General features: G+C 65.3%; 15 protein-coding genes. 11 read left to right on the top strand and 4 right to left on the bottom strand.

All coding sequences use genetic code 11. The annotated features are described in order from the left end of the window. The first annotated feature begins 6 nt into the window (after window positions 1–6). Window positions 7–1,197: a mannonate dehydratase gene (gene uxuA / locus XH85_RS39165; protein ID WP_128936209.1), complete on the top strand. Its 1,191-nt coding sequence runs from the start codon at window positions 7–9 to the stop codon at window positions 1,195–1,197. 217 nt (window positions 1,198–1,414) lie between these two features. Here uxuA and XH85_RS39160 read toward each other — a convergent pair whose 3' ends face one another. Continuing rightward, the gene (locus tag XH85_RS39160) at window positions 1,415–2,353 is read right to left on the bottom strand and encodes a LysR family transcriptional regulator (protein WP_128936208.1); all 939 of its coding nucleotides are present in this window, start codon (window positions 2,351–2,353) and stop codon (window positions 1,415–1,417) included. 213 nt (window positions 2,354–2,566) lie between these two features. Between XH85_RS39160 and XH85_RS39155 the strand changes: the two genes are divergently transcribed. From XH85_RS39155 to XH85_RS39130, 6 genes are all read left to right on the top strand, one after another. Further along, a complete protein-coding gene (locus tag XH85_RS39155; protein WP_128936207.1) occupies window positions 2,567–3,646 on the top strand; it encodes an ABC transporter ATP-binding protein in 1,080 nt (359 codons plus the stop codon). A 32-nt stretch (window positions 3,647–3,678) separates the two neighbouring features. Continuing rightward, entirely contained in the window at window positions 3,679–4,395 is a 717-nt protein-coding gene (locus tag XH85_RS39150; RefSeq protein ID WP_128936206.1) for an HAD family hydrolase, read from the top strand. Window positions 4,396–4,411: 16 nt separating this feature from the next. Then, the gene (locus tag XH85_RS39145; protein WP_164940154.1) at window positions 4,412–5,719 is read left to right on the top strand and encodes an NAD(P)/FAD-dependent oxidoreductase; all 1,308 of its coding nucleotides are present in this window, start codon (window positions 4,412–4,414) and stop codon (window positions 5,717–5,719) included. A 22-nt stretch (window positions 5,720–5,741) separates the two neighbouring features. Continuing rightward, window positions 5,742–6,791, top strand: a complete 1,050-nt coding sequence (locus tag XH85_RS39140) for an ABC transporter substrate-binding protein (protein ID WP_206734822.1) — start codon at window positions 5,742–5,744, stop codon at window positions 6,789–6,791. A gap of 68 nt (window positions 6,792–6,859) precedes the next feature. Then, window positions 6,860–7,672, top strand: a complete 813-nt coding sequence (locus XH85_RS39135) for an ABC transporter permease (RefSeq protein WP_164934375.1) — start codon at window positions 6,860–6,862, stop codon at window positions 7,670–7,672. Beyond that, window positions 7,669–8,454 carry an ABC transporter permease gene (locus XH85_RS39130; protein ID WP_128936202.1) on the top strand — a complete coding sequence of 262 codons (786 nt, stop codon included), beginning with the start codon at window positions 7,669–7,671 and terminating at the stop codon, window positions 8,452–8,454. Before XH85_RS39135 ends, XH85_RS39130 begins: the two co-directional genes overlap by 4 nt. Before the next feature lie 164 nt (window positions 8,455–8,618). Here XH85_RS39130 and XH85_RS39125 read toward each other — a convergent pair whose 3' ends face one another. Together XH85_RS39125 and XH85_RS39120 are read right to left on the bottom strand one after the other, a co-directional pair. Next, on the bottom strand, window positions 8,619–9,269 hold the full coding sequence (locus XH85_RS39125; RefSeq protein ID WP_128937581.1) for a TetR/AcrR family transcriptional regulator: 651 nt from the start codon (window positions 9,267–9,269) through the stop codon (window positions 8,619–8,621). Then, entirely contained in the window at window positions 9,269–9,958 is a 690-nt protein-coding gene (locus tag XH85_RS39120) for an aspartate/glutamate racemase family protein (protein ID WP_128936201.1), read from the bottom strand. Before XH85_RS39120 ends, XH85_RS39125 begins: the two co-directional genes overlap by 1 nt. Before the next feature lie 293 nt (window positions 9,959–10,251). On the opposite strand from XH85_RS39120, the gene XH85_RS39115 reads away from it, so the two are divergent. Genes XH85_RS39115 through XH85_RS39100 form a run of 4 tightly spaced genes read left to right on the top strand, consistent with a single transcriptional unit; the run spans window position 10,252 to window position 14,754 of the window. After that, window positions 10,252–11,913: a thiamine pyrophosphate-binding protein gene (locus XH85_RS39115; RefSeq protein WP_128936200.1), complete on the top strand. Its 1,662-nt coding sequence runs from the start codon at window positions 10,252–10,254 to the stop codon at window positions 11,911–11,913. 3 nt (window positions 11,914–11,916) lie between these two features. Next, window positions 11,917–13,182 carry an NAD(P)/FAD-dependent oxidoreductase gene (locus XH85_RS39110; protein WP_128936199.1) on the top strand — a complete coding sequence of 422 codons (1,266 nt, stop codon included), beginning with the start codon at window positions 11,917–11,919 and terminating at the stop codon, window positions 13,180–13,182. Between the two features lie 9 nt (window positions 13,183–13,191). Next, the gene (locus tag XH85_RS39105; protein WP_128936198.1) at window positions 13,192–13,935 is read left to right on the top strand and encodes an aspartate/glutamate racemase family protein; all 744 of its coding nucleotides are present in this window, start codon (window positions 13,192–13,194) and stop codon (window positions 13,933–13,935) included. Window positions 13,936–13,974: 39 nt separating this feature from the next. Next, on the top strand, window positions 13,975–14,754 hold the full coding sequence (locus XH85_RS39100; protein ID WP_128936197.1) for an SDR family NAD(P)-dependent oxidoreductase: 780 nt from the start codon (window positions 13,975–13,977) through the stop codon (window positions 14,752–14,754). A 182-nt stretch (window positions 14,755–14,936) separates the two neighbouring features. Here XH85_RS39100 and XH85_RS39095 read toward each other — a convergent pair whose 3' ends face one another. Further along, a complete protein-coding gene (locus XH85_RS39095; protein WP_091879759.1) occupies window positions 14,937–15,731 on the bottom strand; it encodes an IclR family transcriptional regulator in 795 nt (264 codons plus the stop codon). Window positions 15,732–15,751: the final 20 nt, after the last annotated feature.

The raw sequence follows: 15,751 nt of genomic DNA, 5'->3' as shown, positions 1-15,751 counted from the left end.
ACTGGCATGATGCTGGAAGGATGGCGCTGGTACGGGCCGGACGATCCGGTCTCGCTCGACGATGTCAGGCAGGCCGGCGCGACCGACATTGTCTCCGCGCTGCATCAGGTACCGATCGGGGAAGCCTGGACGCGCAAGGCGGTCGAGGAGCGCAAGAATTTCATCGAGAACGGCCAGCCCGGCCGCTCGCAACTGACCTGGTCGGTGGTGGAATCGATTCCGATCCCCGACGACGTCAAGCGGCTCGGGGGCAAGGCGACGAAGTCGATCGAGGCGTGGATCGCAAGTCTTGAAGCCGTGGCCGCTTCCGGCATCAAGATCATCTGCTACAATTTCATGCCTGTCGTCGACTGGTGCCGCACCGATCTGGAATGGGAGCTGCCGAACGGCGCCCGTGCCATGCGCTTCGACCAGGACCGCTTTGCAGCCTTCGAGCTGCATATCCTCAAGCGACCTGCCGCCGTGCAGGAGTATTCGCCGGAGCAGCAGGCGCGCGCGAAACAGCTGTTCGACCAGATGAGCCAGGCCGATATCGACTATCTCATCATGGTCATTGCCAGCGCGCTGCCGGGCTCGACCACCGAGCCGATGACCATCCCGCAATTCCGCGACCGGCTGGAAACGTACCGCGACATCACGCCGAAGATCCTGCGGCGGCATCTCGCCGAATTCCTGGGCCGTGTCGCGCCGGTCGCCGAGCAATTAGGGGTGTCGCTGACGCTGCATCCGGACGATCCGCCGCGGCCGCTGTTCGGCCTGCCGCGGATCGCATCCAGCGCCGACGACTATCAGGCGCTGTTCGACGCCGTGCCGTCGAAGGCCAACGGCATCTGCCTGTGCACGGGATCGCTCGGCGTGCGGCCTGAGAACAATCTGCCTGAAATGGCGGAGCGCTTTGGCCCTCGCATCGCTTTTGCCCATCTGCGCGCGACCAAGCGCGAGGCGGACGGCCTGTCGTTCTACGAGTCCGATCATCTCGACGGCGACGTCGACATGGTCGCAGTGCTTAAGGCGCTGCTAAAGGAGAATGCGCGGCGTTCCCGAGACAAGAGAATCGTGTTCCGTCCCGATCACGGCCACCGCATGCTCGACGACCTCGCCGCCACCAAGCGCACCAATCCCGGCTACACCGCGATCGGCCGCCTGCGCGGCCTCGCCGAACTCCGCGGCGCGATCAGGGCGATCGAGCATCGGTGAACTCTTCGCCTCTCCCCGCTTGCGGGGAGAGGCCGGAATGCGCGCTGAAAGCGCGGATTCCGGGTGAGTCGCCGCGAGTCAGATAACCGCTATACGAAAGCCCCACCCACATCGTCATTGCGAGCGTAGCGAAGCAATCCCTCCGCGGAAAGACTCTGGATTGCTTAGCTGCGCTCGCAATGACGTGGGCGGAGAGGTGCCGCACCCCAACGCGTCCTCAATAACACGCCGCCATCGCGCCGAGTTTCGGATAGAGCCGGTCAATCGCGGCGATCTCGCTTTTCATCTGGGCGATGATCCAGTCGCGGATCTCGACGGCGATGGGGCGCATCGGTCGGTTGCGCGGCGGCAGGAATTCGCAGACGCGGCGCGTGGTGGTGAGGGTATCGGAGGCCGGCACTAGCGCGCCGGTGAGAAGCCAGTGCGAGGCCACCGTCAGCCAGCCGAGCGCGATGCCCTGGCCGAGCAGCGCGGCCTGCACCACCACGGCATAGTCGGTGAAGCTCAGCGCCTTGGCCGCGCCGCGGCGCCCGGTGAGGAGCGATGCGTAATCGGCGGCCCAGTCGCCCGGCGTCTCGGCGAGGCGGATGATGGTGTTGCCTTCAGTGGGATCGGTCTCGCCAAGATAGCCGGGGCTGCACATCGGCAGCATGACTTCCTTCATGATCAGCGTGCCGCCGGACGACGGCTCGTCGCGATCGCGAAAGCGCATGCCGAGATCGACATTGTCCACCGGCCCCCGCAGCGCGCCGGAGATCAGCTGGAAGCGCAGATCGACTTGCGGAAACTGCTTCTGGAGCTTGTCGATGCGCGGCATCAGCCAATGCGTGGTGAAGGCGGAGGAGACCGACAGCGTCACCGTCTCGGTGCCCTTGCGCCGCCGTTCGATTTCCACGAGGCCGCTCTCGATGCTGCGGAAGCCTTCGAGCACGCGGCGATACAGCAGTTCGCCTTCTTCGGTGAGCACCGCGCGTCCGGCCGTGCGATCGAACAGGCGAACGCCGAGATGCTCCTCGAGTTGGCCGAGCATCCGGCTCACCGCCGGCTGCGTGACGTTCAATTCTGCGGCCGCCGCGGTGAAGCTGCCATTGCGCGCCGCCGCGTCGAAGACGAACAGGGCGTTGCTGGACGGCAGCATGCGGCGCAACTCGGGCATAACCTCATGTTATGAGCCGCGTGAGAATTTGGCAATTGCCGAGTTTTGCCAAGTCTGGTGTCATTGGCATGACAGCCCAAAAGACAGGGCCTGCGGAGGAAGATTTGGTGCGGTGCACGCTTCGTCCGTGAGTGCTCGGAATCCCTGTCTATAAAGCAGGCTTATGGCGCGCAGTGAGGCACGCCATCACACGGACGTGGCGAGGGTCGATCGTTGGACAAGCGAGCGGAAAGCGTCGAGATCAAGTCCGCGAGCAAGACGTACGGCGCGGTTCGCGCCCTCGATGACGTGTCCCTCAATGTCGGCGCCGGCGAGTTCGTCTCGCTGCTCGGCCCGTCCGGTTCCGGCAAGACCACGCTGCTCGGCATTTTGGGCGGCTTCATCCTGCCATCTAGCGGAGCAATTCTCTTCGGCGGCCGCGACGTCACCTGGATGCCGCCGCACAAGCGCGATCTCGGCGTCGTGTTCCAGAACTACGCGCTGTTCCCGCATATGAGCGTCGGCGAGAATGTCGCCTTTCCCTTGCGCGCGCGCCGGCTGCCGAAAGCGAGCTGGCCTGACAAGGTGCGCGCAGCGCTCGCGATGGTCGGCCTCGCCGGCTATGAGGCGCGCGGCATCGCGCAGCTCTCCGGCGGCCAGCGCCAGCGCGTGGCGCTGGCCCGCGCCATGATCTTCGAGCCGCGGCTGATCCTGATGGACGAGCCGCTCTCCGCGCTCGACAAGCAGCTGCGCGAATCCATGCAGATCGAGCTGCGCGCGCTGCACAAGCGCATCGGCGCCACCATCATCTACGTCACCCATGATCAGCGTGAGGCGCTGACCATGAGCGATCGGGTCGCCGTGATGAAGGACGGCAGGCTGATCCAGATCGACGTGCCCGAGCGGTTGCACGATCATCCCGCAAATTCCTTTGTCGCGAGTTTCATCGGGGAAGCGACGATGCTGCCCGTTCGCCGTGTCGATGCGGCCAGCGTCGCGCTCGGCAACGCGCTGCTGCGCAGCGCCCGTGCCATTCCGGATGGCGATGCGTTGATGCTCGCCGTGCATAGCGAAAAACTGCTGATCGACGACGGCGTGCAGGATGCCGCCTGTAACCGGCTGACGGGCACGGTCACCGACATCGTCTATCAGGGCGAGAGCCTACGTGTCTTCCTGGCGCTGGAAGGCGGCATCGCGCTGAGCCTGCGCCAGCCGAGCTACCATCAGGCCTACAGCCGCATTCCGCCGCTCGGCGGCAGTCTCACCGTCACCCTTCACCCCGAGGACACCATCGTGGTGCCCCGGGTGGACTGAAGCCTTGTTGCAACCTGAGAGAAGAAACGAACATGTCGACCCAAGCCGCGTTCAGCAATTTCAAGGTTCTCACCTTCGACGTCGTCGGCACCTTGATCGATTTCGAGACCGGTGTGCTCGCCGCGGTGCGCAGGATCTCGGGCAAGACGCCAGCCGAGCTCAGCGACGACCAGATCTTCGAATCCTACAAGCGCGGTCGTGACAAGCATTACGAGCGCTCGAGCGAGGTGATGTTCCACGTCTACCGCTATCTCGCCAAGGAGCTCGGGCTGCCGGCCGACGATGCGTCCTGCGACGTGTTCCAGCTCGCCGTGCTGCGCTGGGGGCCGTTCCCGGACTCGGTCGAGGCGCTCAAGCGCCTGCGCACCAAATTCCGGCTGGTCGCGATGACCAATGCCGATCGCGTTGCGCTCTCCTGTTACGCGCATGCGCTCGGCAATCCCTTCGACGACACGGTCTGCGCCGACGACACCGGCGTGGCCAAGCCGAACCCGGAATTCTTCGCCTACAACAAGGGTCGCCAGTCCGCCTTCGGCTACAAGCAGTCCGACATCCTGCACGTCGCGCAGAGCCAGTACCACGACATCGGGATCGCGCGGAAGCTCGGCTACAAGGTGTGCTGGATCGAGCGCCGCCAGGGCATTGCCGGCTTCGGCGGCACGCCGGCGGTGGAGACGCTGACCAAGCCGGATTTCCATTATCCGACGCTGAAGGCGCTCGCCGACGCCGCTATCGGCCCGGCGGCCTGAGTCCGTGAGCGCAGGCATGACACGGGACTGGAGCGCGCTGCCGTCAGCCAATTCGCTGTGGGCCGCCACGGCCGAGCCGGCGCGCGAGTTTCCGGTTCTGTCGGGCGAGCGACAGGCGGATGTGGTGATCATCGGTGCGGGCTATACCGGCCTCTCCGCTGCGCACCACATCGCCAGAAGCGGGCTCGCACCGGTCGTGCTGGAGGCCAACCGCCCCGGCTGGGGCGCGAGCGGCCGCAATGGTGGGGTGATCACCGCGAAATTCCGCCTCTCGTTCCGCGAGATCGATGCCGTGCACGGCCGCGCCATGGCGCGGCGCATGTACGAGATCGCGCATGAATCGACCGACATGGTCGAAGAACTCGTCTCCGAGTTCGGCATCACCAGCGCAAACCTCACCCGCACCGGCCAGGTCAAGGCGGCGCATAACGAGACGACGCTGAAGGCCGCGATCGACGAAGCCAACTGGATGACGCGCGAGATGGGCGATGCGGAGGTCCGCATCCTCGACAAGCGCGGCGTGCGCGAGGAGACCGGCTCGGACGTCTTTGTCGGCGGTGTGCTCAATTCCGGCTCGGGCGGCATTCATCCGCTGAATTATCTGCGCGGCCTTGCCGACGGCGTCGCGCGCCGCGGCGTTGCCATCTTCCAGGAGTCGCCGGTGCTCAAACTCCGGCGGGAGAATGGCGGCATCGTCGCCGAGACGCCGAAAGGCGCGGTGCGGGCGAAGCAGGCGATCATCGCCACCAACAGCTATTCGGATCTGACCGATGCCACCGCGCAGATGCAGCGCACGCTGATCCCGTTCCGCAGCGCCATCATTGCCACCGACAGGCTGCCGCGCAATCTCGCCGGCAAGCTGATGCCGACGGGGCGCACCTATACCGAGACCAAGCGCATGATGCGCTGGTTCCGGATGGTCGACAATCGCGTGATCTTCGGCGGCCGTGGCGCCTTCGGCAAGCAGGATTCCGAACCGGCGTTTGATGCGTTGCGCAAGGCGATGGTCGGCATCTTCCCCGATCTCGCCGATATCCCGCTCGCCTATAAATGGTCGGGCCTTGTCGCGATGACGCTGGACCAGGTGCCGCATATCGGCCGGCTCGACGACCGCACGCTGGTCTCGATGGGCTACAATGGCGCCGGAGTCGCAATGTCGAGCCTGATGGGCCGCTATCTCGCCGCCTTCGTGCGCGGCGAGACACCCGAGGTCGGCCTGCTCGATATCAGGCGCATGAAAGCGATTCCGTTCTATCCGCTGCGCGAGCCCGCCGTGCGCTTGGTCGCCGGCTGGTACCAGTTTCTCGATGCGATCGGTCAGTGAGATCTATTTGGAGGAGGTGAGGATGACGACGAAGCAGAAGTTTGGATTTGGCTGCGCATTGCTTGGTGCAATCGGATTGACCACCACGGCTGCCAGTGCCGCCGAGCAGATCACCTTCGTCTCGCAGGGCGGCGCCTATCAGCAGGCGCAGACGGTGGCGATCCTCGATCCCTCCGCCAAGAAGCTCGGCATCACCATCAACCAGGACTCCATTCCCGACGCCTGGCCCGCGATCAAGACCCAGGTCGGCAGCGGCAAGCCGATCTGGGATGTTGTCGACACCCCGACCGGCTATTGCCTGCGCGGCGGCGAGCAGGGGCTGATCGAGAAGCTCGACTTCTCCAAGATCCCGAACGCAGCGGCGATGCCTGAGGCCTATCGCAGTCCCTATTCGGTGTCCTACGAATTCTATTCCAGCGTGCTGGCCTACAGCCAGAAGACGTTCCCGAAGGATGCGCCGAACAGCTGGGCCGATTTCTGGGACGTCAAGAAATTCCCCGGCCGCCGGGCGCTGCGCAACCATCCGATCGCCACGCTCGAGGCGGCGCTGATGGCGGACGGCGTTTCGCCCGACAAGCTCTATCCGCTCGACGTCGACCGCGCCTTCAAGAAGCTGGAAGAGATCAAGCCGCACATCACGGTGTGGTGGACCTCGGGCGCGCAGTCGGCGCAGCTGCTCAATGACGGTGAGGTCGACATGGAGATGGCCTGGAACGGCCGCGTCAGCGCGGTCGCCAAGGAAGGCGCCAAGGTGGCCTTCACCTACAACCAGGGCATCCTGCAGAGCACTTCGCTCTGCATCCTCAAGGGCGCGCCGAATCACGAGACGGCGGTGAAGTTCCTCAACGAGGCCGTCGATCCCGTGCACCAGGCCAACCTGCCGCTCCACATCGACTACGGCCCCGGTAATCCGAAGGCGTTCGAGACCAATGTGATCAAGCCCGAGCGCGCCGCGCAATTGCCGAGCGAGCCGGCCAACGCGGCCAAGCAGGCGCTGATGTCGTATGCCTGGTGGTCCTCGCCCGCGGGCGAAGCGGCCGAGAAGCGCTGGGCGTCGTTCATGCAGAAGTGAGCGAGGCAGCCTTGACGACATCCGTGTCCGATCCATCGCAGAAGCATCAGCGCCGCGAGCACGGCCTGATGCTGGCGCTGGTGTCGCCGGCACTGCTGGTGATCTTGGCTCTGATCGTGCTGCCGGTCGGTTGGCTCGCCTGGCAGTCGGTCTACCACGACGGCTTTACGCTGGAGAATTATCGCCGCGTGTTCACCGAAGATGTCTATTGGCGCAGCTTTGCGCTGACCTTCGAGATCAGTCTCGCGGTCACATTGATTGCGCTGCTGCTCGGCTATCCCGTGGCCTATCTCGCCAACTCGTTGCCGAAAGCGTGGAGCATCCTCGTCCTGTCGCTGGTCGTGCTGCCGTTCTGGACCAGCGTGCTGGTCCGGGCCTATGCGTGGCTGGCGCTGCTGCAGCGCACCGGCGTGATCAACCAGTTCCTGCGCTATCTGGACGTGATCTCCGAGCCGCTCGCGCTGGTCCACAACACGTTCGGCACGGTGGTTGCGACCGTCCACATCCTGCTGCCGTTCATGGTGCTGCCGCTCTATGCCACCATGCAGAAAATCCCCGGCGATCTCATGCAGGCCGGCGCCAGCCTGGGTGCGAGCCCGTCGTTGACGTTCTTCCGCGTGTTCCTGCCGCTGTCGCTGCCGGGCGTGCTCGCTGGCTGCACCATGGTATTCGTGCTCTGCCTCGGCTTCTACATCACGCCGGAGCTGCTCGGCGGCGGCCGCACCGTGATGGTGTCGATGCTGGTGAGCCGCAATGTCGAGCTCTACAACCAGTTCGGGGCGGCCAGCGCGGTCGCGGTGGTGCTGCTCCTGAGCGTGCTCCTGATCTTCTTCGTCGTCAGCCGCTTCATCTCGCTCGATCGTGTGTTGGGGCAGAAATGATGCGCGCCTCGCCCGCACGGATTGCGCTCTACGTGATCAGCGCGCTGGTGCTGGTCTATCTGATCCTTCCCGTGCTGATCATCGCGCCGATCTCGTTCTCGAGCGCGCGCTTCCTGACCTTCCCGCCGCCGTCGTTCTCGCTGCGCTGGTACCAGCAATATTTCGCCAACTCCGCCTGGATGCAGGCGACGCGGGTGACGCTGACGGTCGCGCTGTTGACCGTCGTGATCGCGACCCCGCTCGGCGTGGCCGCCGCCTATGCCATCAGCCAGTCGAAGCTGCGCATCATGCGCATCATTCACATGGCGCTGCTGCTGCCGCTGGTGGTGCCGATCATCATCACCGCGGTCGGCATCTTCTTCGTCTATGCCAAGGTCGGCCTGGTCGCGACCATGCCCGGCCTCGTGCTCGCGAACGTGATGTTGGGATTGCCCTATGTCGTCATCTCGGTGCTCGCGGGCCTGCAGAGCTTCGACCCCGCGCAGGAGATGGTGGCGCGCAGCCTCGGCATGAACCGCCTGCGCAGCTTCTTCGCGGTGACGCTGCCACAGATCAAGTCCAGCGTGCTCGCCGGCGGCATCTTCGCTTTCATCTCGGCGATGGACGAGACCATCGTCGCGCTGTTCATCTCCGGCGGCCAGTTCCAGCCGCTGACCAAGCGCATGTTCACCGCGCTCCGCGACGAGATCGACCCGACCATCGCTGCGATCTCGACGCTGATGACGGCGGCCTCCTTCATGCTGGTGCTACTGGCGAGCACGCGGCAGAAGAGGAGCGGGTGAGGAGAGTTATTGTCGTCCTGGCGAAGGCCAGGACCCATTACCCCCAGGGAGTGTTTTGGCGAAGATTGGTCGTTCGGGATTAGTACCATCCGCAACCGACAGACCTCGCGGTATGGATCCTGGCCTCGCCAGGACGACAGCTGAGTTTGCGGCGCGCCGCACCCTCACCCCTTCGCCCCCAGCCAGGCCAAAATCATCTCCACGATCTGGGTGCGGCTCTTCGCCAACACCCCGGGTTCGCTGAGGTCGCGGTCGAACAGCGCACCAAACGTGTCGCGGTTGGCGACGCGGAAGAAGCAGTAGGAGGAGATGGCGAGGTGCAGGTCGATGGCGTCGACGTCGTCGCGGAAGACGCCTTCGTCGCGGCCACGCTTCAGGATACCGTCGAGCGTCGCGATCACGCTGGCGTTGAGCTGGCGCAGCTGCGGGTTCTGCTTCAGATGCTTGCCATGGTGGATATTCTCGATGCTGACGAGGCGGATGAAGTCCGGATTGCGTTCGTCATGGTCGAAGGTGGCCTCGATCAGGCGGCGCAATCCCTCGCGAGCGTCGCAGCTTTCGATGTCGAGCTGGTCCTCCAGCGCGCGGATTCTGCGATAGGCCTCTTCGAGCACCGCGAGGTAGAGCTGCTCCTTGCCGCCAAAATAATAGTAGATCATCCGCTTCGACGTGCGCGTCCGTGCGGCGATGGCGTCGACCCGCGCGCCGGAATAGCCCTCGCGGGCGAATTCGGTCATCGCCACTTCGAGGATGTCGCGCTTGGTGCGCTCGGGGTCGTTGGTGCGCTTTAATGGGGGCGGCATGCGTTCGAGCATCATCCCATGGCGAAATCGGCCGCCGTCTCGGCATGAATTGCCGTCGTGTCGAACGTCTCGACTGAGGTGTCGTTCGGGCCGACCAGCATCGTGATCTCGGTACAGCCGAGGATGATGCACTCCGCGCCGGCCGTGACGAGCGCTGCCATCACCTCCTGATAGCGCCGGCGCGAGGGAGCGGTGACAGTTCCAAGGCACAGCTCATCGTAGATGATGCGGTTCACGTCGGCGCGGGCGTCGGCGGGAGGAACCAGGACGTCGAGATCATGCGCGCGCAGCCGGTCGATGTAAAAGTCCTGCTCCATCGTGAATTTCGTGCCGAGCAGCCCGAGCCGCCGGTACCCTTTGGCCCGGATTCGCTGGGCCGTTGCGTCCCCGATGTGAATGAATGGAACGGTCAAGCTCGACATGATGTCGGGTGCCAGTTTGTGCATCGTGTTCGTGCACAACACGATCGCACGGGCCCCGGCGCTTTCGAGCCGCCGTGCGACTTCCGCCAGGCTGGCCGCCGCCTCGCTCCAGCGATCGGCGTACTGCATTTCCTTGATCTGTTGAAAATCGTAGGAATACATCAGCAGCGGCGCCGAATGCAGCTTGCCCTTGCGGTCGCGGACCCGCTCATTGATGAGCTTATAGTAGAGTGCGGTGCTCTCCCAGCTCATGCCTCCAATCAGGCCGATGGTTTGCATTCCCATGCTCCAGACGATTTGGTCCGGCCGGATCGTAGACGAAGACGACGAAGCTCGCCATCGTGATGGGGAAATAGACGGGTTGACGTGTGGCCCATGGCGGACGCCGGGATTGCGCGGACGCGGACGTGGCCTCAAAGCCCGATCAGTGCAAACGGCAAGGGCGGGCATGACGCCTGCGCAGGCGGCGAGAAGCCTTTCGATCTTGCGCGTCCTGTCGGCCTGTCCTACGCCAATTCCGCACATAATGGCGAGGCGCTCGGGCGCATCGCCAAAGCCTTGAGGGAGCCGTCATGACCATTCGCAACACCCGCACCGGGGGCCAGATCCTGATCGACCAGCTGGTCGCGCAAGGGGTCGAGCGCGTTACCTGCGTGCCGGGCGAGAGCTATCTGGCGGCGCTCGATGCGCTGCATGACAGCCCGATCGACGTCGTGATCTGCCGCGCCGAAGGCGGCGCCGCGATGATGGCGGAGGCCTATGGCAAGCTCACTGGCCGCCCCGGAATCTGCTTCGTCACCCGCGGACCCGGCGCGACCAATGCCAGCCACGGCGTCCACATCGCGATGCAGGATTCGACGCCGATGATCCTGTTCGTCGGCCAGGTCGACACCGGCATGCGCGACCGCGAGGCGTTCCAGGAGCTCGACTACAAGGCGGTGTTCGGCACCATGGCGAAATGGGCGGTCGAGATCGATCGCCCCGATCGCATTCCGGAGCTGGTGGCGCGCGCGTTCCGCGTCGCCATGCAGGGCCGCCCGGGTCCCGTGGTGATCTCGCTGCCCGAGAACATGCTGACCGAGACCGCGGCGGTTGCGGACGCCATGCGGATCGAGCCTGCGGTGAGCTGGCCGGCGCCGGCCGACATCGAAAAGCTCGGCGCCATGCTCGCCACCGCCAAGGCGCCGCTCGTCATCCTTGGCGGCTCGCGCTGGACCGACGAGGCGACCAGGAGCATCGCGCGATTCGCCGAGCGGTTCGACCTGCCGGTTGCGACCTCGTTCCGCCGGGCCTCGCTGATCGACGCCGACCATTCGCATTACGCCGGCGATCTCGGCATCGGGCCGAGCCCGGGGCTGAAGGCGCGCATCGAGGGCGCCGACGTCATTCTGCTCATCGGCGGCCGCATGTCGGAGATGCCGTCCTCGTCCTACACGCTGCTCGACATTCCGACCCCGCAGCAGAAGCTGATCCACGTGCATCCGGGCTCGGAAGAGCTCGGCCGCGTCTATCAGCCGGCCCTTGCGATCCAGGCGACGCCCGCCGCATTCGCCGCCGCGGTCGAAACGCTGAAGCCTTCCGGTGCGGTGGCCTGGAAGGGCGAAGCGGCGAAAGCACATGCCGATTATCTTGCCTGGACCGAGAAGGCGCGCGAGCTGCCGGGCAGGTTCCAGTACGGCGAGGTCATGACCTGGCTGCGCGACCGCCTGCCGAAGGACGCGATCGTCTGCAACGGCGCAGGCAATTATGCCGGCTGGATCCATCGTCATCACCGCTTCCACAGCTTTGCCGCGCAGCTTGCGCCGACCTCGGGCTCGATGGGCTATGGCGTGCCGGCGGGCGTGCTGGCAAAACGGCAATATCCGGATCGCGTCGTCATCGCCTTTGCCGGTGACGGCTGCTTCCTGATGAACGGCCAGGAGTTCGCGACCGCCGTGCAGTACGATGCGCCGCTGATCGTGATCGTCGTCGACAATTCGCAATACGGCACCATCCGTATGCACCAGGAGCGCGACTATCCCGGCCGCGTCGTCGGCACCCAGCTCAAGAACCCCGATTTCGCGCTGTACGCGAAGGCGTTCGGCGGCCATGGCGAGCGCGTCGAGCGCACCGAGGAGTTCGCACCCGCGTTCGAGCGCGCGCTCGCCTCGGGCAAGCCGTCCATCCTCCACTGCATCATCGATCCGCGCGCGATCTCGGTCGGCAAGGATTTTGTGCCAGCGGTGAAGGCTTAAGCGATGGCGACCGGCCGCCACGTCGCCATCATCGGCGCCGGCGCGGTCGGCGTGATCAGCGCCATCGAAGCGCTGCGCGAGGGCCATCGCGTCACGCTGATCGATCCGGGCGAGCCCGGTGGCGAGCAGGCGGCCAGCTACGGTAATGCCGGCTGGCTGTCGTCGCATTCGGTGATCCCGCCGGCCGAGCCGGGCGTCTGGAAGAAGGTGCCGGGTTATCTGATAGACCCGCTCGGCCCACTCGCGATCCGCTGGTCGTATCTGCCGAAGGTGCTGCCCTGGCTGATCAAATATCTGCTCTCGGGTTGGACGGAGGCGCGGGTCGAGAAGACGGCGTTCGCGCTGCGCGATCTGTTGAAGGACGCACCGCTTCTGCACAAAAAGCTCGCGGAGGAGGCGGGCGTGCCTGAATTGATCGAGCGTAACGGCGTGATGCATGTGTTCCCGTCGCGCGGCAATTTCGACAACGATCTCGGCTGGCATCTACGCAAGAAGGTCGGTGTCGAATGGCTCGAGCTCAACGCCGATGAGATGCGCCAGCGGGAGCCGGACCTGCATCCGCGCTACACGTTTGGTGTGGTGGTGGAGGAGGCCGGCCGCTGCCGCAATCCCGGCGCTTATGTCGCGGCCCTCGCGCAACATGCGATGGCAAGCGGTGCGAAGCACGTCCGGGCCAAGGCAACGGGTCTCAAGCTCTCCGGCAACACGCTCGTCGCCGTCGTCACCGAGACCGGCGAGATCCCTTGCGATGCCGCCGTGGTGGCGGCGGGCGCCCGCTCGAAGCAATTGACTGCGTCGGTCGGCGATCCGCTGCCGCTCGAGACCGAGCGTGGCTATCACGTCATGATCGAGAACCCGGAATCGGGGCCGCGCAGCTCGATGATGGCGTCAGATGCGAAGATGGTGGTGAACTGGACCGACAAGGGCCTGCGTGCCGCCGGCACGGTCGAGATCGCCGGCTTAGAGGCCGCGCCGAACTGGAAGCGTGCCGAGATTCTGCGCAACCACCTCTTCAGCATGTTCCCAAAACTGCCGAAGGACATTCCAGCCTCGCGCATCAAAACCTGGTTCGGTCATCGGCCGAGCATGCCGGATGGACGGCCCTGCATCGGCTATGCGCGGGCCTCGCGCGACATCGTCTATGCCTTCGGCCATGGCCATGTCGGCCTGGTCGGCTCGGCGCGTACCGGCCGGCTCGTCGCGCAGCTCCTCAGCGGCAAGCAGCCTGAGATCCCGCTCGCGCCGTTCGCACCCGATCGTTTCCTCTGAGAACGCACCATGACCCATCCAGCCAATTCGTCCTCCCGAATCGCCCGTGGCGGCAAGGCCATCTATGGCGCGCCGCTGGGCATCTTGATGCTGGAAGCGCGCTTTCCCCGCATTCCCGGCGACATGGGCAACGGCACGACCTGGCCGTTCCCCGTGCTGTATCGCGTGGTGAGCGGCGCCTCGCCGGAGAAGGTGGTGCTGAACGGCGCGGCCGGCCTGCTGCCTGATTTCATCGACGCGGCGAAGGACCTGGTGCGGCTCGGCGCCGAAGCGATCACCACCAATTGCGGCTTCCTGTCGCTGTTCCAGAAGGAGATCGCGGCCGCCGTCGGCGTGCCGGTTGCGACCTCCTCGCTGATGCAGGTGCCGTGGGTGCAGGCGACCTTGCCGCCGGGCAAGCGCGTCGGCCTCGTCACCGTGTCGGGCTCGACGCTCTCGCCCGCCCATCTCGAAGGTGCCGGCGTGCCGCTCGATACGCCGCTGGTCGGCACCGAGAACGGCAAGGAATTCTTCCGCGTCCTGATCAAGGCCGAGAAGGACGACATGGATGTCGTGCAGGCCGAGCGCGACGTTGTCGAGGCCGGCAAGGCGCTCGTCGCTGGGAACCCGGATGTCGGCGCCATCGTGCTCGAATGTACCAACATGCCGCCCTATGCGGCCGCGCTTCAGGCCGAGGTCGGATTGCCGGTTTACGACATCTATTCCATGATCACCTGGTTTCATGCTGGACTGCGCCCGCGCGTCTTTGCGTGAACGCGTTCGTAAGATCGTCACAAGTCCTGGAGCGAACCCATGAAACTATCCGGCAAGGTCGCCGTCATCACCGGCGCGGCGCGCGGCATCGGCAAGGCCTGCGCGAAGAGATTCTTGGACGACGGCGTCAAGGTGGTCATCTCCGACGTCGACACGGATGCGCTCGAGAAGACGGTCAACGAGCTGGGCAAGCCCAAGGAGCTGTATGCCCTGCCGTGCCACGTCGCGCGGCGCGCGGACGTCGATCGCGCGGTCGCCACAGCAGTCCGGGAGTTCGGCCGGCTCGACATCATGGTCAACAACGCGGGCGTGGCCCGCAACCAGGACATTCTCGACATCTCCGAGCAGGATTTCGACGAGGTCATCGGCATCAATCTGAAAGGTGCGTTCTTCGGCGTGCAGGCCGCCGCGAAGCAGATGATCGCGCAGGGCGGAGGGGGCGTCATCATCAACATGTCCTCGGTGAACGCGCTGCTGGCGATTCCGACGCTTGCAACCTACGCCATCTCCAAGGGTGGCATGAAGCAACTGACGTCGGTGGCCGCTGTCGCGCTCGCTCCGCACAACATCCGCGTCGTCGCGGTCGGTCCGGGTACGATCCTGACCGATATGGTGGCGTCGTCCATCTACACTTCGGAGGAGGCCCGCAAGACCGTGATGTCGCGCACGCCGGCGGGCCGCGGCGGCGAGCCGAGCGAGGTGGCCTCCGTCGTGGCGTTCCTTGCCAGCGACGATGCGTCCTACATCACCGGGCAGACCATCTATCCGGATGGCGGCCGGCTGATCCTGAATTACACGGTGCCGGTGAAGGAAAAGTAGGGGCACCGAAAGTCGGGCAGAAGCGACGTAATCGTCACACTTTGATGTCGTCCTGGCGAAAGCCAGGACCCATTACCACCAGACGTAATTTGGCGAAGACTTGCAATAGCCATCTTGGGCGACAACAGCTGCTTGGGGCAATGGGTCCTGGCTTTCGCTAGGACGACGCAGAGAACTATCCTTCACTCCGCCGCGACCGTCATGCCGTGGCCGAGCCGCTTCGAGATGGCGCCGGCGCAGTCGCGCAGTGCATGGGCGATCGGGCTGTCCCAGCGCGCATCGAAGGTGCCTTCCGGTCCCATCGCGGTGATGACCAGCGCGACATGGCCGGAATGATCGAACACCGGTGCTGAGAACGCATTGACGCCGGGCAGGGGATCGCCGAGCGCGCGGGCGAGGCCATGCTTGCGGACTTCAGCGAGCATCTCGGCGACCTTCGCGCCTTTCACCGCGCGTTTGGGATTGTAGCCGACGCCGTGGCGGTCGAGGCCGCTTTCGAGCGCGGCATTGATGGTCTTCTCCGGCAGGAAGGCGGCGAAGGCGCGGCCGGTTGCGGTCTCCAGCAGCGCCATCACCGAGCCGGCCCGCATCACGATGTGGACGGGCTGGGCCGGCTCTTCCAGTTGCACCACGGTCGGACCGTGCGTGCCCCAGACCGCGAGCGAGACCGCGTGGCCGATCTGGCTCGCGAGCGCCGCGATCTTGGGACGCGCGATGCGCACGCCGGAGAGGCGGCGCAGGCTGATCAGGCCGAGCTCCAGCGCCAGCGCGCCGATCTCGTAGCGGCCGGTGGTCTCGTCCTGCTCGATCAGCCCGATCCGCGAAAAGCTGGCGAGATAGGGATGCGCCTTGGCCGGCGTCATGCCAGCCTCGCGGGCGAGATCGCGCAGCATCATCGGCTCGCCGCTCCTTGCAAGCGCACGGAGCAGTTCTCCGCCGACCTCGATCGACTGGATGCCGCGACTTTCCCTCTTCATGCGCCTCCTGGCGTGCGTCC

Source organism: Bradyrhizobium zhanjiangense, from assembly GCF_004114935.1.
Lineage (GTDB): Bacteria > Pseudomonadota > Alphaproteobacteria > Rhizobiales > Xanthobacteraceae > Bradyrhizobium > Bradyrhizobium zhanjiangense.
The sequence above is the reverse complement of the archived record's forward strand: the minus strand, read 5'-3'. Positions and strand labels throughout refer to the sequence as shown.